Source organism: Azospirillum thermophilum, from assembly GCF_003130795.1.
Lineage (GTDB): Bacteria > Pseudomonadota > Alphaproteobacteria > Azospirillales > Azospirillaceae > Azospirillum > Azospirillum thermophilum.
The window spans coordinates 1,450,825-1,467,911 of sequence record NZ_CP029353.1 but is presented as its reverse complement, the minus strand read 5'-3'; the positions used below and the strand labels follow the sequence as shown (position 1 = coordinate 1,467,911).

Annotated in this window: 14 protein-coding genes and 1 pseudogene; 13 read left to right on the top strand and 2 right to left on the bottom strand. The window is 68.8% G+C overall.

The features are described 5' to 3' along the window. The first annotated feature begins 35 nt into the window (after positions 1–35). From DEW08_RS13195 to DEW08_RS13165, 7 genes are all read left to right on the top strand, one after another. A complete protein-coding gene (locus DEW08_RS13195; protein WP_109327794.1) occupies positions 36–1,427 on the top strand; it encodes a pyruvate dehydrogenase complex E1 component subunit beta in 1,392 nt (463 codons plus the stop codon). Positions 1,428–1,440: 13 nt separating this feature from the next. After that, on the top strand, positions 1,441–2,790 hold the full coding sequence (locus DEW08_RS13190; RefSeq protein ID WP_109327792.1) for a pyruvate dehydrogenase complex dihydrolipoamide acetyltransferase: 1,350 nt from the start codon (positions 1,441–1,443) through the stop codon (positions 2,788–2,790). A 70-nt stretch (positions 2,791–2,860) separates the two neighbouring features. Beyond that, positions 2,861–3,145: a chorismate mutase gene (locus DEW08_RS13185; protein WP_109327790.1), complete on the top strand. Its 285-nt coding sequence runs from the start codon at positions 2,861–2,863 to the stop codon at positions 3,143–3,145. Between the two features lie 33 nt (positions 3,146–3,178). After that, positions 3,179–4,576, top strand: a complete 1,398-nt coding sequence (lpdA, locus tag DEW08_RS13180) for a dihydrolipoyl dehydrogenase (RefSeq protein WP_109327788.1) — start codon at positions 3,179–3,181, stop codon at positions 4,574–4,576. A gap of 55 nt (positions 4,577–4,631) precedes the next feature. Continuing rightward, complete coding sequence (locus tag DEW08_RS13175) at positions 4,632–5,114, top strand: DUF29 domain-containing protein (protein ID WP_109327786.1); 483 nt, start codon at positions 4,632–4,634, stop codon at positions 5,112–5,114. A gap of 66 nt (positions 5,115–5,180) precedes the next feature. Next, positions 5,181–6,137 carry a lipoyl synthase gene (lipA, locus tag DEW08_RS13170; RefSeq protein WP_109327784.1) on the top strand — a complete coding sequence of 319 codons (957 nt, stop codon included), beginning with the start codon at positions 5,181–5,183 and terminating at the stop codon, positions 6,135–6,137. A gap of 38 nt (positions 6,138–6,175) precedes the next feature. Beyond that, on the top strand, positions 6,176–6,643 hold the full coding sequence (locus tag DEW08_RS13165) for a type II toxin-antitoxin system RatA family toxin (RefSeq protein WP_109327782.1): 468 nt from the start codon (positions 6,176–6,178) through the stop codon (positions 6,641–6,643). A 20-nt stretch (positions 6,644–6,663) separates the two neighbouring features. Here DEW08_RS13165 and DEW08_RS13160 read toward each other — a convergent pair whose 3' ends face one another. Next, entirely contained in the window at positions 6,664–7,167 is a 504-nt protein-coding gene (locus tag DEW08_RS13160; protein ID WP_109327780.1) for a CinA family protein, read from the bottom strand. 33 nt (positions 7,168–7,200) lie between these two features. Next, positions 7,201–8,373, bottom strand: coding sequence for a bifunctional 2-C-methyl-D-erythritol 4-phosphate cytidylyltransferase/2-C-methyl-D-erythritol 2,4-cyclodiphosphate synthase (locus DEW08_RS13155; RefSeq protein ID WP_109327777.1), 1,173 nt, complete (start codon positions 8,371–8,373; stop codon positions 7,201–7,203). Between the two features lie 168 nt (positions 8,374–8,541). Between DEW08_RS13155 and DEW08_RS13150 the strand changes: the two genes are divergently transcribed. The 6 genes and pseudogenes from DEW08_RS13150 (at position 8,542) to ntrX (ending at position 17,084) form a co-directional block, all read left to right on the top strand. After that, positions 8,542–9,384 (top strand): cytochrome C assembly family protein, encoded by an 843-nt coding sequence (locus tag DEW08_RS13150; RefSeq protein WP_109329826.1) that lies wholly within the window; start codon positions 8,542–8,544, stop codon positions 9,382–9,384. A 153-nt stretch (positions 9,385–9,537) separates the two neighbouring features. After that, positions 9,538–10,523 (top strand): annotated as a pseudogene (gene dusB, locus DEW08_RS13145) (tRNA dihydrouridine synthase DusB). Continuing rightward, positions 10,523–11,746, top strand: a complete 1,224-nt coding sequence (locus tag DEW08_RS13140; protein ID WP_109327773.1) for a two-component system sensor histidine kinase NtrB — start codon at positions 10,523–10,525, stop codon at positions 11,744–11,746. The pseudogene dusB and the gene DEW08_RS13140 overlap by 1 nt, the downstream one beginning before the upstream one ends. Further along, on the top strand, positions 11,746–13,191 hold the full coding sequence (ntrC, locus tag DEW08_RS13135; RefSeq protein ID WP_109327771.1) for a nitrogen regulation protein NR(I): 1,446 nt from the start codon (positions 11,746–11,748) through the stop codon (positions 13,189–13,191). The genes DEW08_RS13140 and ntrC overlap by 1 nt, the downstream gene beginning before the upstream one ends. Positions 13,192–13,375: 184 nt before the next feature. Beyond that, a complete protein-coding gene (locus DEW08_RS13130) occupies positions 13,376–15,694 on the top strand; it encodes a sensor histidine kinase NtrY-like (protein ID WP_109327769.1) in 2,319 nt (772 codons plus the stop codon). Continuing rightward, a complete protein-coding gene (gene ntrX, locus DEW08_RS13125) occupies positions 15,684–17,084 on the top strand; it encodes a nitrogen assimilation response regulator NtrX (RefSeq protein ID WP_109327767.1) in 1,401 nt (466 codons plus the stop codon). The genes DEW08_RS13130 and ntrX overlap by 11 nt, the downstream gene beginning before the upstream one ends. Positions 17,085–17,087: the final 3 nt, after the last annotated feature.

The following is a 17,087-nucleotide window of genomic DNA, read 5'->3' as shown; positions in this document are numbered from 1 at the left end:
CCGACCGGTCCGCCTGCGCCGCCGGAGGTTGAGGAATGCCGATCGAAGTGCTGATGCCGGCCCTGTCGCCCACGATGACCGAGGGCAAGCTGGCCAAGTGGCTGAAGAAGGAAGGGGACACGGTCAAATCCGGCGACGTGCTGGCCGAGATCGAGACCGACAAGGCGACCATGGAGGTCGAGGCCGTCGACGAGGGGACCATCGGCAAGATCCTGGTCGCCGAGGGGACCGAGGGCGTCGCCGTGAACACGCCGATCGCCGTCCTGCTGGAGGAGGGTGAGTCCGCGGTCGAGAACCTCTCGAACATCGAGGAGTCCACTCCCAAGACCGCCGCGCAGCCGGTGGTGAAGGAGACGGGCGAGAAGCCGGCCTCCACCCTGCCGGGCGGCCCCACCCCGACCGCCCCGTCGGTGCCGGACGTCGATGAGGCGCGCTTCTTCGCCAAGACCGTGAAGAAGACGGTCCGCGAGGCCCTGCGCGACGCGATGGCCGAGGAGATGCGGCGCGACGACAAGGTCTTCGTGATGGGCGAGGAGGTCGCGCAGTACCAGGGCGCCTACAAGGTGACCCAGGGCCTGCTGCAGGAGTTCGGCGACGGCCGCGTGATCGACACCCCGATCACCGAATACGGCTTCGCCGGCCTCGGCGTCGGCGCGGCCTTCAAGGGCCTGAAGCCGGTCGTCGAGTTCATGACCTTCAACTTCGCCATGCAGGCGATCGACCACATCATCAACTCCGCCGCCAAGACGCTCTACATGTCCGGCGGCCAGATGGGGTGCCCGATCGTCTTCCGCGGGCCGAACGGCGCCGCCGCCCGCGTGGCCGCCCAGCATTCCCAGTGCTATGCCTCCTGGTATGCGCACTGCCCGGGCCTGAAGGTGATCGCGCCCTATTCGGCTTCCGACGCCAAGGGCCTGCTGAAGGCGGCGATCCGCGACCCCAACCCGGTGGTGTTCCTGGAGAACGAGATCCTCTACGGCCACTCCTTCGAGGTGCCGGAGGACGAGGAGTTCGTGCTGCCGATCGGCAAGGCCAAGATCGAGCGCCAGGGCAAGGACGTCACCATCACCGCCTTCTCGATCATGGTCGGCCACGCGCTGGCCGCGGCGGAGCTGCTGGCCAAGGAGGGGATCGAGGCGGAGGTCATCAACCTGCGCACCATCCGGCCGCTGGACACCGCGACCATTGTCGGCAGCGTGAAGAAGACCAACCGCCTCGTCTCCGTCGAGGAGGGCTGGCCCTTTGCCGGCATCGGCTCCGAAATGGCGGCGCTGATGATGGAGCAGGCCTTCGACTATCTCGACGCCCCGGTGATCCGTGTCCACGGCGCCGACGTGCCGATGCCCTATGCCGCCAACCTGGAGAAGCTCGCCCTGCCGCAGATCGACGACATCGTCGCGGCGGCCAAGCGCGCCTGCTATCGCTGAGAGGGGGACCAGCATGACGATCCAGATTCTGATGCCGGCCCTCTCTCCCACGATGACCGAGGGCAACCTCGCCAAGTGGCTGAAGAAGGAAGGCGACACGGTCAAGTCCGGCGACGTGCTGGCCGAGATCGAGACCGACAAGGCCACGATGGAGGTCGAGGCCGTCGATGAGGGCCGCATCGGCAAGATCCTGGTGGCCGCCGGCAGCCAGGGTGTTGCCGTGAACACCCCGATCGCGATCCTGCTGGAGGAAGGCGAGGACGAGAGCGCGCTGGCCAATGCCGGAGCCAGCGCTCCCGCCCCGGCCCCGGCCGCCGCTCCGGCCCCGCAGGCGGCTCCGGCGGCCCAGCCGGCGGCTGCCGCGGCACCGTCCGTCTCCGCGGCGGCGCCGGCCCCGGCCGCGTCCGGCGACCGCGTGTTCGCCAGCCCGCTCGCCCGCCGCATCGCCGGGCAGGCCGGAATCGACCTGAAGGCGGTCAAGGGCTCCGGCCCCAACGGCCGCATCGTCAAGGCCGACGTGGACGCCGCCATTGCCGGCGGTGGCGCCAAGGCCGCTCCGGCTCCGCAGGCTGCCGCGCCCGCGGCCAAGCCGGCGGCGCAGCCTGCCGCCGCCCCGGCTCCCGCCGCCCGTCCGGCGCCGGCCGGCGTCGACGCCAAGGACCTGTCCGACAAGCTCGGCATGGTCTACACCGCCGTGCCGAACACGGGGATGCGCAAGACCATCGCCCGCCGCCTGGGCGAGGCGAAGCAGACCGTTCCGCACTTCTATCTGACGATCGACTGCCAGATCGACACGCTGATGAAGGTGCGGGCCGAGCTGAACGGCCGGTCGGACAGCTACAAGCTGTCGGTCAACGACTTCGTCATCCGCGCCTCGGCGCTGGCGCTGAAGAAGGTCCCGGCCGCCAACGCCGCCTGGACCGACGAGGCGATCCTGATGTACGAGCACGCCGACATCTCGGTCGCCGTCGCCACCCCCAGCGGCCTGATCACCCCGATCATCAAGAAGGCCGAGGGCAAGGGGCTCGCCCAGATCTCCAACGAGATGAAGGACCTGGCCAAGCGCGCCCGCGACGGCAAGCTGAAGCCGGAGGAGTTCCAGGGCGGCACCTTCTCCGTCTCGAACCTCGGCATGTTCGGCATCCGGGAGTTCGCGGCGATCATCAATCCGCCGCAGGGCTGCATCCTGGCGGTCGGCGCGGCGGAGCAGCGTCCGGTCGTCAAGGACGGCGCGCTCGCCGTCGCCACGATGATGACCTGCACCCTGTCGGTCGACCACCGCGTGGTGGACGGGGCCGTCGGCGCGGAGTTCCTTGCGGCTTTCAAGAAGCTGATCGAGGATCCGCTGTCGATGCTCCTCTGACGCACGGCCGGCGCTCCGGCGCCGGCTTCCCGTCCATGACGGGTGCGTCCACCACGGAAGGAACCGGATCATGACCGATTGTCTGGCCCCGCTGCGCGCCGAGATCGACGCCCTCGACGACGAGATCGTGGCGCTGCTCGGCAAACGCCTCGCCGTCGTCCACCGCGTCGCCGCGGTCAAGGCGCAGGCCGGACTGCCGGCCGTCCTGCCCGACCGCATCGCGGCGGTGAAGGCGCGGGCGGCGGACCGGGGGCGGGCCGTCGGCCTCGATCCGGATTTCGTGGCCAACCTCTACCAGATGATCATCGACGAGGCGTGCCGCGTGGAAGAAGGCCTGCTCGACGGCAAGTCCTGACGCCCGCCTCGTTCCCCAGGAGGGAGAACACCCTTGGCCGACATGAACTACGACGTCATCGTCATCGGCAGCGGACCGGGCGGTTACGTGGCGGCGATCCGCGCCGCGCAGCTCGGGCTGCACACCGCGGTCATCGAACGGGAAAACCTCGGCGGCATCTGCCTGAACTGGGGCTGCATCCCCACCAAGGCGCTGCTGCGTTCGGCGGAGGTGCTGCGCAACGCCAGGCACGCCGCCGACTACGGCCTCGTCATCCAGAATCCGGGCTTCGACCTGGACAAGGTGGTGCAGCGCTCGCGCAAGGTGGCGGCCCAGCTCAACGGCGGCGTCAAGCACCTGCTGAAAAAGAACAAGGTCACCGTCATCGAAGGCACCGGCAAGCTCGCCGGCAAGGGCCAGGTGAAGGTGGAGAAGGACGGCGCGCCCGTCGGCACCTTCGGCGCCAAGCACATCATCATCGCCACCGGCGCCCGCGCCCGCACGCTGCCCGGCCTGGAGGATGACGGCAAGCTGGTCTGGACCTACCGCCGCGCCATGACGCCGAACACCATGCCGAAGTCGCTGCTGGTCATCGGCTCCGGCGCCATCGGCATCGAGTTCGCCAGCTTCTACAACGCGCTGGGCGCCCAGGTGACGGTCGTCGAGGTGATGGACCGCATCCTGCCGGTGGAGGACGAGGAGATCTCGGCCTTCGCGCGCAAGCAGTTCGAGAAGCAGGGCATGCGCATCATCACCGGCGGCAAAGCCGGCAACCTGCGCAAGGGCGCCGACAGCGTCACGGTGGCGGTCGAGGCCGGCGGCAAGACCGAGGACATCACGGTCGACCGCGTCATCGTCGCCGTCGGCATCTCGCCGAACACGGAGAATCTCGGGCTGGAGAACACCAAGGTCCAGCTCGACCGCGGTCATATCAAGACCAACCAGGTCTGCGAGACGGACGAGCCCGGGCTCTACGCCATCGGCGACGTCACCGGCGCTCCCTGGCTTGCCCACAAGGCCAGCCACGAGGGCGTGATCGTGGCGGAGCACATCGCCGGCAAGCATCCGCATCCGCTGGACGTCCGCAACATCCCCGGCTGCACCTACTCGCACCCCCAGGTCGCCTCGGTCGGCCTGACGGAGAAGAAGGCCAAGGAGCTGGGTTACGCGGTGAAGGTCGGCCGCTTCCCCTTCATCGGGAACGGCAAGGCCATCGCTCTGGGCGAGGCGGAAGGCATGGTCAAGACGGTGTTCGACGCCAAGACCGGCGAGCTGCTGGGCGCCCACATGGTCGGGGCCGAGGTGACGGAGCTGATCCAGGGCTACGGCATCGCCAAGACGGGCGAACTGACCGAGGCCGAGCTGATGCACACGGTCTTCCCGCACCCGACCCTGTCGGAGATGATGCACGAGTCGGTCCTTGATGCCTATGGCCGGGCCATCCACTTCTAGCTAAGCTTTCCCGGCTTACGCTATTTCGGGGGCGTTTTCCCGGACGGGTGGGACGATGGACCGCGCGAGCGCCGCATACGACGAGGACTTCTACGCCTGGACCCAGGCCCAGGCGGCGGAGCTTCGCCGTGCCGGCGCTGCCGGCAACAACGCCCCGGTCGACTGGGAGAATGTCGCCGAGGAAATCGACGGCATGGGCCGCAGCCAGAAATCGGAAATCAGCAGCCGGCTTACCGTGCTGGTTGTCCATTTGCTCAAATGGTTGTACTGCCCGGATCTCCGGGAGCGGTGCGAGCGTGGCTGGCGGCGGACCATCCGAGAGCAACGGGATTGCCTGCTGGATGCCATTGAGGCCAGCCCCAGCCTGAAGCCTTTTGCCCTCTCTGTTTTTGAGAAGGTCCATGGCCGTTCCCGGCTGGGAGTCGCCGACGAGGCGGAGGTTCCGCTGACGTGCTTTCCCCTCGATCCGCCTTTCACGCTTGACCAGGCGCTCGATCCGGCCTATCCGGCGGAGCTGTTTCCGCCGGAGTGGCGGTAGAGCCGTGCTGCGGTCCTGTCCAATCTCGGCGCCGCTCGTGTCGCGGGCCGCAGGGAGCATTTGACCATGAGTGTCGCCGACCAGACCGAGAAGCTTCGCCATCCCGAAAAGGCGCACAAGCCCGACAACGTCGTCCGCCGCAAGCCGGAATGGATCCGGGTCAAGGCGCCGACCAGCCCGGAGTACGCCGAGACCCGGCAGCTCATGCGCGGGCTGAAGCTGAACACGGTGTGCGAGGAGGCGGCCTGCCCGAACATTGGGGAGTGCTGGAAGCACAAGCATGCCACCTTCATGATCCTCGGCTCGATCTGCACGCGCGGCTGCGCCTTCTGCAACGTCGAGACCGGGCGCCCCGACAAGCTCGACCCGCATGAGCCGGAGAATGTCGCGGAGGCGGTCGGCAACCTGAGGCTCAGCCACGTGGTCATCACCTCGGTCGACCGCGACGACCTGGAGGACGGCGGGGCCGAGCATTTCGCCCGCACCATCCGCGCCGTCCGCGAGGCCTCGCCCACGACGACCATCGAAATCCTGACCCCCGATTTCCAGAAGAAGAAGGGCGCCGTCGAGGTGGTGGTCGCCGCCAAGCCGGACGTCTTCAACCACAATCTGGAGACCGTGCCGCGGCTCTACCCGACCATCCGTCCGGGTGCCCGTTACTTCGCGTCGCTTCAGCTGTTGGCCCGTGTGAAGGAGCTGGATCCGACCATCTTCACCAAATCCGGCGTGATGGTCGGGCTGGGCGAGACCCGTGAGGAGATCGGGCAGGTGATGGACGACCTCCGCGCCGCCGATGTGGACTTCATGACGATCGGCCAGTATCTCCAGCCCACGCCGAAGCACGCGGCGGTCGACCGCTTCGTGACGCCGGAGGAGTTCGCGGGCTACGCGACCCTCGGCCGCGGCAAGGGGTTCCTGCTGGTGGCGTCGTCGCCGCTGACGCGGTCGTCGTACCATGCGGGTGATGATTTCGTGAAGCTCCGGGACGCCCGGCTGCGCAAGCTGGCGACGGCTGCCGAGTAAGGGCGGCGGAGCACGAGGAAGAAGGAAACGGAACGGGCATGCCGACGCACGCAGAAAAGAAGGTACTCCCCTACACGCCGGAGCAGATGTACGCCCTGGTCGCCGATGTGGAGAAGTACCCGGAATTCCTGCCCTGGTGCCTGGCAGCCCGCATCCGCCGCCGTGAAGGCAACGTGATGTTCGCCGACCTCGTCATCGGCTTCAAGATGGTCCGCGAACGCTTCACCTCGCGGGTCGAGCTGAACGAGCCCGCCTGCCGCATCGACGTGCAGTATACCGACGGCCCGTTCCAGTACCTGAACAACCACTGGATCTTCACCAAGCACGAACGGGGATGCTGCGTCGACTTCTACGTCGATTTCGAGTTCCGCTCGAAGATGCTGCAGAAGATCATGGGGCTGCTGTTCAACGAGGCGGTGCGCCGGATGGTGCAGGCCTTCGAGACCCGCGCCGACCAGCTCTACGGCAACGGCAGCGTCCGGTCGGCCGCAGCGCGCCCCGCCTGAGCAGAGCGCGTCTTTCGGAGTCAGCGATTGTCCAACGTCGGGCGGGCGGCGCGCAGCCGCTCCAGCGCCGTCTGCACGGTCGCCAGACGCACCGCGCTGCGGTCGCCGGGGAAGGTGTATTCCTTCGCCTTGGCCGGCCCATGGCGGACCGCCGTCGCGATATAGACCCGCCCGACCGGCTTCGCCGGCGTCCCCCCGTCCGGCCCGGCGACGCCCGTCACCGCCACCGCCACGTCGGCATGCGACCGGGCGAGCGCCCCGACCGCCATCGCCACCGCCACCTCCGGGCTGACCGCGCCATGGGCATGGATCAGGGCCGCCGGCACGTTCAGCAACTCCGTCTTCGCCATGTTGGAATAGGTGACGAAGCCCCGCTCGACCACCTGGGAGGAGCCGGCAACCTCCGTCAACGCGCCGGAGATCAGGCCGCCGGTGCAGGACTCGGCGGTCGCCACCATGTGGCCCGACCCGGAATATTCGGCGAGCAGCGCGACGGCGAGGTCGCGGATGTGATCGGGAAACATGGCGGCCTCCGCTTCCTGTGACGGGGGATGAGATTACCCTGGCAGGCGCACCGTCGCTACCGCCTGCGCCGCGATCCCTTCGCCGCGCCCGGTGAAGCCGAGCCGTTCCGTCGTCGTCGCCTTGACGCTGACCCGGTCGGAGGCGATGCCCAGAATCTCCGCCACCCGGGCGACCATGGCCTCGCGGTGCGGCCCGACCTTCGGCCGCTCGCAGATCACGGTGACGTCGACATGGGCGATGACGCCGCCGCGCCGCGCCACCAGGTCGGCGGCGTGGCGCAGGAAGCGGGCGCTGTCGGCACCACGCCACTGCGGGTCGGAGGGCGGGAAGTGGCTGCCGATGTCACCGCTGCCGAGCGCCCCGAGGATCGCGTCGGTCAGGGCATGCAGTCCGACGTCGGCATCCGAATGTCCGTCCAGCTTGCGGTCGTGCGGCACCCGGACGCCGCACAGCGTCACGAAGTCGCCCTCGGCGAAGCGGTGGACGTCGAACCCGGTGCCGGTGCGGATATCGCCCAGCGTGGTGGCGATCAGCCGGGCGGCGCGGGTCAGGTCGTCGGGGGTGGTCACCTTGAAATTCTCCTCCTTGGACGGCACCAGCGCCACCGGCAGCCCGGCGCGCTCCGCCACCGCGGCGTCGTCGGTCAGCTCCTGTCCGGCCGCGGCGCGATGGGCGGCCAGGATGTCGGCGAAGCGGAAGCCCTGCGGCGTCTGGGCCCGCCACAGCCCGGCCCGTTCCACGAGCCCGGCAACGAGGCCGTTCTCGCCCCGCTGCAGCGTGTCGGCGACCGGAACCGCGGCGATGGCGCCGGGATGACGGGCGAGGGCGTCGATCACCGCGCCGATGGTCTGCGCGTCCACCAGCGGCCGGGCCGCATCGTGGATCAGCACGAGATCGGGCGGCGCGGCGGCCAGCGCCTCCAGCCCATGGCGGACCGAATCCTGACGGGCGCCGCCGCCGGCCACCGGCTCCGGCAGGTCCAGCCCCTCCACCGCCGCGTCATAGAGGTCGCGGCAGGCCGGGTCGATCACCACATGGACGGCGGTGATCCCGGCATGGGCCAGGAAGGCCTCCACCGTCCGGCGCAGCACCGGCTTGCCCAGCAGGTCGCAATACTGCTTGGGCCGCTCCCCTCCGAAGCGCCGGCCGCTGCCGCCGGCGACGATCAGGGCGGCGCAGGAGGGCTGGGGCTTGCGGTCGGTCATGGCGGCGTCCTGAAAAATATGGAGACTTGACGGATCGGCGGCGGAGCCTAGCCTGTCGCCGGAGATCCGCCAAGCCCGCATCCTCCCGGCCGCCCAGGCGCCGGCGGGGGATGGGGTCTAGCCAGATCGGTCTCGGGCAGGTCAAATGACGGGAGCATGGGCGGCGGCATGTCGCAGAACCTTCTCTACAGCCTGACGGCGCTGATGGCGCTCGTCCCGGCATCGGTCTACCCGTACCGGCGCACCGGCGGGCAGGGGGCGGACGGGCGGACCACGGCCTTCTGGGGGGCGTTGGTCCTGGCAGCCGTCGGTCCCGCCATATGGGCGCTGACCCAGATCGCCGGCCGCTGGCACACCGGGCTGTCCACCGCCCTGTGGGTGACCATCGCGGCCTGCATGCTGCTGTTCCTCGGCCTCTGTCTCGCCAACCGGTCGGCCTGGAGGCTGTCGCCGCTGCTGCTGCCCTACCTGCTGGGCGTCGGGGCGCTGGCGACCCTGGTGGAGGATGCTCCGGCACCGCTGTTGCGCGGCGGGGCGCCGGGAATCTGGATCGACCTGCACATCGCGGTGTCGGTCGTCACCTATGCCCTGCTGACCCTGTCCGCCGTCTCGTCGCTTGCCGCGTTCCTGCAGGAACGTGCGCTGAAGACCAAGCGGCCGACCCCGCTCACCCGGTTCCTGCCGCCGGTGGCGGTCAGCGAACGGCTGCAGGTCGGCCTGCTGATGGCCTCGGAGACGGTGCTGGGCGCCGGCCTCGCCACCGGCATGGCCGTGCTCTATTTCGAACAGGGCATGCCGCTGCGCTTCGATCACAAGACTTTGCTGTCGATCGCCACGTTCCTCGTCGTCGGCGGGCTGTTGTTCGCCCATGTCCGCAGCGGTGTCCGGGGAAGGACAGCGGCACGGATGGTTTTGATCGCCTATCTTCTTCTCACCCTCGCTTATCTCGGCGTCAAGTTCGTCACCAATGTCCTCTTGGGGCAGGCCCTGTGGCAGGCCGCAGGGACTTGACCGGGCGGTGCCTTGCCTGTGACTGCGCGGCTTCGCACTTGCAGACTGGCGAAACGCTGTGCTAGCTTGCACAAAATCTGAACAACTTCGAATTTTGCCCAACATTCGGGCACATTCCGGCGGCGATCCGGTGCCATCGAGGGTGCGAGCGACATGAGTATTCAGATCGGCCCGATCACACTCGCGGATCCGGTCATCCTCGCCCCGATGTCGGGGTGAGCGACCTGCCGTTCCGCCGCCTCGTCAAGCGGTCGGGCTGCGGCATGGTGGTGTCGGAGATGGTCGCCAGCCAGGCGATGATCCGCGAGAACCGCCAGACCCTGCGCATGGTGGAGACCCGGCCGGAAGAATTCCCGATGGCGGTCCAGCTTGCCGGCTGCGAGCCCGAGGTGATGGCCGAGGCGGCGAGGCTGAACCAGGATCGCGGCGCCGCCCTCATCGACATCAACTTCGGCTGTCCGGTGAAGAAGGTGGTCAACGGCCATGCCGGGTCGGCCCTGATGCGGGACGAGGCCCATGCCGCGCGCATCCTGGAGGCAACGGCGAAGGCGGTGTCCATCCCGGTCACGCTGAAGATGCGGACCGGATGGGACATGACGAACCGGAACGCCCCGCGCCTCGCCCGCATCGCGGAGGAGTGCGGCATCCGCATGGTGACGATCCACGGACGCACGCGGGACCAGTTCTACACCGGGACGGCCGACTGGGCCTTCGTCCGGCAGGTGAAGGAGGCCGTGTCGATCCCCGTGGTGGTCAACGGCGACATCACCAGCCTGGAGGCGGCCGAACAGGCGCTGGCCCGGTCCGGCGCCGACGGCGTGATGATCGGCCGCGGCAGCTACGGGCGTCCCTGGTTTCCCGCGCAGGTCATCCACTATCTGCGCACCGGGGAACGGCGTCCCGACCCGCCGCTCAGCGAACAACTCTCAATCCTTCTCGAACATTACGATGCGATGCTCACCTACTATGGCATCGAAGGCGGCATCCGCGTCGCCCGCAAGCATATATCCTGGTATTCCAGCGGCTTGCGGGATTCCGCTGATTTCCGGTCTGAAGTGAACCGCCTGGCCGACCCCGAAGCCGTGCGCCGGCTGATCCGGGACTTCTACGCCCCGGCGATCGAAAGGATGGCTGCCTGATGGAACCGTTTTCCGCCGCTGCCTATCCGCGGCGCAGTCCGCGGGCCAAGCCCGCCGGCCGCCGGGGAAGGATCGACCCGACCATCGTGCTGGCCAGCCTGCCGGAGCCGGTGGTGGTGGTGGACGGGGCCGGCGACATCCGCTTCGTCAACCTGATGGCGCAGGAGTTCTTCGACCTGTCGGACAGCGTGATGACCGGCATGCCGGTGGCGGACCTGCTGCCGCCCGACAGCCCGGTCCTCGGCCTGATCGAGCAGGTTCGCCGCGGGTCGCGCCGCGTCTCGCAGGAAGGGGTGGTGATCGACACCCCGCGCATCGGCCCCCACCACGTCACGGTGCAGGTGGCGATGATGGGCGAGCCGCAGGACCATGTGCTGATCACGATCCACGAGCGGTCCCTGGCCCGCAAGATCGACAACTCGCTGACCCATCGCCATGCCGCCCGCTCGGTCACCGCCATGGCCGCCATGCTGGCGCACGAGGTCAAGAATCCGCTCTCCGGCATCCGCGGCGCCGCCCAGCTCCTGGAGGAGAACGCCAGCGAGCAGGACCGGGAACTCACCCGCCTGATCTGCGACGAGGCCGACCGCATCGTCGCGCTGGTCAACCGGATGGAGGTCTTCTCGGACAAGCGCCCGCTGGAACGGGCCCCGGTCAACATCCACACCGTGCTGGAGCATGTCCGCAAGATTGCGCAGAACGGCTTTGCCCGCCATATCCGCTTCATCGAGCGCTATGACCCGTCGCTGCCGCCGGTCCACGGAAATCGCGACCAACTTGTGCAGATCTTCCTGAATCTGATTAAAAATGCGGCAGAAGCGGTGCCGGAGGTCGGGGGCGAGATCACGCTCAGCACCTCCTACCAGCACGGCGTGCGCATGGCGGTTCCGGGCGGCGATACCCGCCTGCACCTGCCGCTGCTGGTCTCGGTTCAGGACAACGGCGACGGCATACCCGAAGACCTGCGCTCCAATCTCTTCGATCCCTTCGTGACCACGAAGGTGAACGGGACTGGCCTTGGGCTTGCATTGGTGGCGAAGCTCATCGGCGACCATGGCGGAACCATCGAGTTCGACAGCCAGCCCCGCCGGACCGTATTCAAGGTGTCGCTGCCCATGTTCGATGAAGCCCTCAGTCCTACAGATGACTCCCCCGGTTACTCCGACCCGGCCGGAATCCACTCCGGCGGAAGCCAGGCCCGGGGCGGCCGGGGGGCCTGGTGATGGGGGCGGCGACGATCCTTGTGGCGGATGACGACCGCGCCATCCGCACCGTGCTTACGCAGGCCTTGGCCCGTCTCGGCCACGAGGTGCGCACGACCGGCAACGCCTCCACGCTCTGGCGCTGGGTGGCGGACGGGCAGGGCGATCTGGTCATCACCGACGTGGTGATGCCGGACGAGAACGGCCTCGACCTTCTCCCCCGCATCAAGAAGCTGCGGCCGGATCTGCGCGTCATCGTCATGAGTGCGCAGAATACGCTGATCACCGCCCTGAAGGCGGCGGAGCGCGGCGCCTTCGAGTATCTGCCGAAGCCCTTCGATCTGAAGGAGCTCGTCTCGGTGGTCGAGCGGGCGCTGAGCAGCACCCCGGCGCCGGCCGCGGCGGCGGCCGACCCCGAGGAGGCGGACGAGCAGCTTCCCCTGATCGGCCGGTCGCCGGCCATGCAGGAGATCTACCGCGTCCTTGCCCGTTTGATGGGCACCGACCTGACGGTGATGATCACCGGCGAGTCCGGCACCGGCAAGGAGCTGGTCGCCCGCGCGCTGCACGACTACGGCAAGCGGCGCAACGGCGCCTTCGTCGCCATCAACATGGCGGCGATCCCGCGCGAACTGATCGAGTCCGAGCTGTTCGGCCACGAGAAGGGTGCCTTCACCGGCGCCACCAACCGCTCGACCGGCCGGTTCGAGCAGGCGCAGGGCGGCACCCTGTTCCTCGACGAGATCGGCGACATGCCCCTCGATGCCCAGACGCGCCTGCTGCGCGTCCTGCAGGAGGGCGAGTACACCACCGTCGGCGGACGTACGCCGATCAAGACGGACGTACGCATCATCGCCGCGACCCACCGCGACCTGCGTACGCTGATCCGCCAGGGGCTGTTCCGCGAGGATCTGTTCTACCGGCTCTGCGTCGTGCCCATCCGTCTGCCGCCGCTGCGCGAGCGGACGGAGGACATTCCGCTGCTGGTCCGCCATTTCCTCAATCTCGGCATCTCCCAGGGGCTGCCGGCCAAGAGCATCGATCAGGCGGCGATGGACCGGCTGAAGCGCTACCGCTGGCCGGGCAACGTGCGCGAGCTGGAGAACCTCGTCCGCCGTCTCGCCGCGCTCTACTCGCAGGAGGTCATCAGCCTCGACGTGATCGAGGCCGAACTGGCCGACGCGACCCCGGCCCCCCAGGTGGCCGAGGAGCCGCAGAACGAGGGACTGTCCTCCGCCGTCGAACGGCACCTCAAGGATTACTTCGCCGCCCACAAGGACGGGATGCCGTCGAACGGCCTCTACGACCGGGTGTTGCGCGAGATCGAACGCCCGCTGATTTCGCTCAGCCTGTCGGCCACCCGCGGCAACCAGATCAAGGCGGCGCAGCTTCTGGGTCTCAACCGGAACACGCTGCGCAAGAAGATCCGCGACCTGGACATTCAGGTGATGCGCGGGATCAAGTAGCGGCGGCAGTGGCGGCGGCGGAGCCTTCCGCCACCGCGGCGTGCTTTATTTGTGACACCAGGCCGCGCGGCCGGACAACGCCGAACGCAATAGCTGGGCCTTGTCCTAAGGTCAGGCGGCTTGGTGCTTGGCATGCCAGACACAGCGGTGTATCTTTCCGGCAACATCTTCTGTCGCCGGTCCGATGTCGCAGACCTCTGAAACCCCAGCGCCGCTTTGGCAACAGATTCTCCGCTGGTCGGCCCGCGTCGGCCTGACCAAGCGGCTGGCCTTCGCCCTGTCCGTCGCGGCCCTCGTCGCCGGCTTCGCCACCTATGCGGCGATGACCGAGAGCGCGCCGTTCGGCCAGTCGAACCCGCGCACCGTCACGCTGCTGCTGACGCTCGACCTCGCCCTGCTGCTGACGCTCGGCGTGCTGATCGCGCGGCGCATCGTGATGCTGTGGATCGGGCGGCGCCGCGGTCTCGCCGGGTCGCGCCTGCACACACGCCTCGTGCTGGTCTTCAGCCTGCTTGCGGTGGCCCCGGCCATCATCATGGCGGTCTTCTCGGCGATCTTCTTCTATGTCGGCGTCCAGTCCTGGTTCAGCGACCGGGTGCGCACGGCGGTCAACGAGTCGCTGGCGGTGGCCAGCGCCTATCTGCACGAACACCAGCAGAACATCCGCGCCGACGCGCTGGCCATGGCGAACGACCTCAGCCAGGAACTGCGGCTGTCGGGCGACCGCCAGCGGTTCGAGCAGGTGGTGGCGACCCAGGCCATGCTGCGCACCCTGTCGGAGGCCATCGTCTTCAACGGGACGACGGGCGCCATCCTGGCGCGCTCCGGCTACACCTTCACGCTGGAGTTCGACCCGATCCCGGAGGACAAGCTGCAGCTTGCGCGCCGCGGCGAGGTCGCGCTGATCACCAGCGAGAACGACGACCGCGTCCGCGCCCTCGTCAGCCTCGACCGGGTCACCGACATCTACCTCTACGTCGGCCGCATGGTGGAGCCGCGCGTCCTCTCCCACATGGCCTCGGCGGAGGGGGCGGTGAAGGAGTATGCCGCCCTGGAAAGCCAGCGCGGCAGCCTGCAGATCACCTTCACGCTGATCTTCGTCGTCGTGGCGATGCTGCTTCTGCTCGCCGCCGTCTGGGCCGGGCTGAACTTCGCGACCCGGCTGGCCCGGCCGATCAGCGCGCTGATCGCCGCGGCCGAACGGGTGCGGGCCGGCGATCTCACCGTGCGCGTGACCGAGCCGCCGGGCGAGGACGAGCTGGGCCTGCTGTCCCGCGCCTTCAACCGCATGACGACGGAGATCGAGGGGCAGCGGCGGGAGCTGCTGTCGGCCAACCGCCTGCTCGACGAGCGGCGCCGCTTCACCGAGACCGTGCTGTCCGGTGTGTCGGCCGGCGTGCTCGGCCTCGACGAGGACGGCCTCATCAACCTGCCGAACCTCTCGGCCGCCCGCCTGCTGGGTGTCGAGGATCCGGAGACGCTGATCGGCCGCTCGCTCGCCGACCTGTCGCCGGAGATGGGCGAACTGCTGGAAAAGGCGCCGAAGCGGCCCGGCCGCGTCGTGCAGGACCAGGTCCAGCTCCGCCGTCCGGGAACCACGCCGCTGACCCTGCTGGTCCGCATCGCGACCGAGGGACGGGCGGGGGAGGTGCGCGGCTACGTCGTCACCTTCGACGACATCACCGAACTGGTCTCCGCCCAGCGCAAGGCGGCCTGGGCCGACGTCGCCCGCCGCATCGCGCACGAGATCAAGAACCCCCTGACCCCCATCCAGCTCTCGGCCGAGCGGCTGCGCCGCAAGTACCTGAAGGAGATCACCGGCGACACCGAGGTCTTCACCATGTGCACGGACACCATCGTGCGGCAGGTCGACGACATCCGGCGCATGGTCGACGAATTCTCCGCCTTCGCCCGCATGCCGCAGGCGGTCATGAAGCCGTGCAACGTGAACGACCTCGTCCGGCAGGCCGTCTTCCTGCAGTCGAGCGCCCACACCGGCAACATCAGGTTCGACACGCAGCTTCCGCCCGGGCCGCTGACCGTGCCGTGCGACAGCCGCCAGATTTCGCAGGCTTTAACCAACCTGCTGCAGAATGCCGCCGACGCCATCGAGGGGCGCACGCCTCCGGCCGACGGCTCGGCGCTGCCGATGGGCGAGGTCGCGGTCCGCATCGCGGCGGACGAGGAGCGGGTGTCCTTCATCGTGGAGGACAACGGCAAGGGCCTGCCCGCCGACCAGCGGGACCGGCTGACGGAGCCTTACGTGACGACGCGGGCCAAGGGCACCGGCCTGGGGCTGGCGATCGTCAAGAAGATCATGGAGGACCACGGCGGTTCCGTGACCCTGGAAGACCGCGACGGCGGCGGGGCGCGGGTGACGCTGACCATCCCCAACAATGTCCTGACCGCCGGAGACGCAGCCGCACCCGCGGCCCCGGCCGTGACCGAAGGCAGGCCGGCGGAGACCGGCGGAGAGAAGAGGCACGCAGCCCATGGCGCATGATATTCTGATCGTCGACGACGAAGCCGACATCCGGATGCTGATCGCCGGCATCCTGAACGACGAGGGCATGAAGACGCGCGAGGCCGCGGACGCCGACCAGGCCTTCGCCCAGGTCGCGGCGCGCCGCCCCAGCCTGGTGGTCCTCGACATCTGGCTCCAGGGCAGCCGCCTCGACGGGCTGCAGATCCTGGAACAGCTCATGCGCGACCACGCCAACCTGCCGGTGATCATGATCTCCGGCCACGGCAACATCGAAACCGCGGTCTCCGCCATCAAGATCGGCGCCTACGACTTCATCGAGAAGCCGTTCAAGGCCGACCGGCTCCTGCTGATGGTCGAGCGGGCGATCGAGGCCGCCCGGCTGAAGCGCGAGAACGAGGAGCTGCGGCTGCGCGCCGGCGGCGAGGTCGAGCTGATCGGCCGCTCCTCGGCCGTCAACCATCTGCGCCAGAGCGTCGACAAGGTCGCCCCCACCGGCAGCCGCGTCCTCATCACCGGCCCCGCCGGCTCCGGCAAGGAGGTGGTGGCGCGCATGATCCATGCCCGGTCGCGCCGGGCCTCCGGGCCGTTCGTCGGGCTGAACTGCGCCACCATGCGGCCCGACCGGCTGGAGATGGAGCTGTTCGGCACCGAGGCCGGCGTGGATGGCGCCGGGCGCAAGATCGGCACCTTCGAGCAGGCCCACGGCGGCACGCTGCTGCTGGACGAGGTCGCCGACATGCCGCTGGAGACCCAGGGCAAGATCGTCCGCGCCCTGCAGGAGCAGGTGTTCGAGCGCGTCGGCGGCGGTCAGCGCGTCGAGGTCGACGTGCGCGTCATCGCCACTTCCAACCGCGACCTCCAGGCGGAGATCGAGCAGGGCCGCTTCCGCCAGGACCTGTTCTACCGCCTCGCCGTCGTGCCGATCCGCGTGCCGTCGCTGGCCGAGCGGCGCGAGGACATCCCGATGCTGGCCCGCCACTTCATGCAGCGGTCGAGCGAAGGGTCCGGCCTGCCGGTGCGCGAGTTCGGCGAGGACGCGATGGCGGCGCTGCAGGCCTACGACTGGCCGGGCAACGTCCGCCAGCTCCGCAACGTCATCGACTGGCTGCTCATCATGGCGCAGGGCGACCCGAAGGAGCCGATCCGCGCCGACATGCTGCCGCCGGAGATCGGCGCCATCACCCCCACCGTCCTCAAGTGGGACAAGGGCGGCGAGATCATGGGCCTGCCGCTGCGCGAGGCCCGCGAGGTGTTCGAACGGGAGTATCTTCTGGCGCAGGTCACGCGGTTCGGCGGAAACATCTCGCGCACCGCGGCGTTTGTCGGAATGGAGCGTTCGGCCCTTCACCGCAAGCTGAAGTCGCTGGGCGTGCACGGAAGCGAGAAGGGCAAGCTCTTCGTCGAGTGAGCC

Bases quoted from the DNA above. Each gene is read 5' to 3' on its own strand.
- DEW08_RS13130 (WP_109327769.1), top strand. From the start codon at position 13,376: ATGTCGCAGACCTCTGAAACCCCAGCGCCGCTTTGGCAACAGATTCTC.
- DEW08_RS13195 (WP_109327794.1), top strand. From the start codon at position 36: ATGCCGATCGAAGTGCTGATGCCGGCCCTGTCGCCCACGATGACCGAG.
- lipA (WP_109327784.1), top strand. From the start codon at position 5,181: ATGAGTGTCGCCGACCAGACCGAGAAGCTTCGCCATCCCGAAAAGGCG.
- DEW08_RS13160 (WP_109327780.1), bottom strand. From the start codon at position 7,167: ATGTTTCCCGATCACATCCGCGACCTCGCCGTCGCGCTGCTCGCCGAA.
- DEW08_RS13155 (WP_109327777.1), bottom strand. From the start codon at position 8,373: ATGACCGACCGCAAGCCCCAGCCCTCCTGCGCCGCCCTGATCGTCGCC.
- DEW08_RS13165 (WP_109327782.1), top strand. From the start codon at position 6,176: ATGCCGACGCACGCAGAAAAGAAGGTACTCCCCTACACGCCGGAGCAG.
- DEW08_RS13140 (WP_109327773.1), top strand. From the start codon at position 10,523: ATGGAACCGTTTTCCGCCGCTGCCTATCCGCGGCGCAGTCCGCGGGCC.
- DEW08_RS13150 (WP_109329826.1), top strand. From the start codon at position 8,542: ATGTCGCAGAACCTTCTCTACAGCCTGACGGCGCTGATGGCGCTCGTC.
- DEW08_RS13175 (WP_109327786.1), top strand. From the start codon at position 4,632: ATGGACCGCGCGAGCGCCGCATACGACGAGGACTTCTACGCCTGGACC.
- ntrX (WP_109327767.1), top strand. From the start codon at position 15,684: ATGGCGCATGATATTCTGATCGTCGACGACGAAGCCGACATCCGGATG.
- DEW08_RS13185 (WP_109327790.1), top strand. From the start codon at position 2,861: ATGACCGATTGTCTGGCCCCGCTGCGCGCCGAGATCGACGCCCTCGAC.
- ntrC (WP_109327771.1), top strand. From the start codon at position 11,746: ATGGGGGCGGCGACGATCCTTGTGGCGGATGACGACCGCGCCATCCGC.
- DEW08_RS13190 (WP_109327792.1), top strand. From the start codon at position 1,441: ATGACGATCCAGATTCTGATGCCGGCCCTCTCTCCCACGATGACCGAG.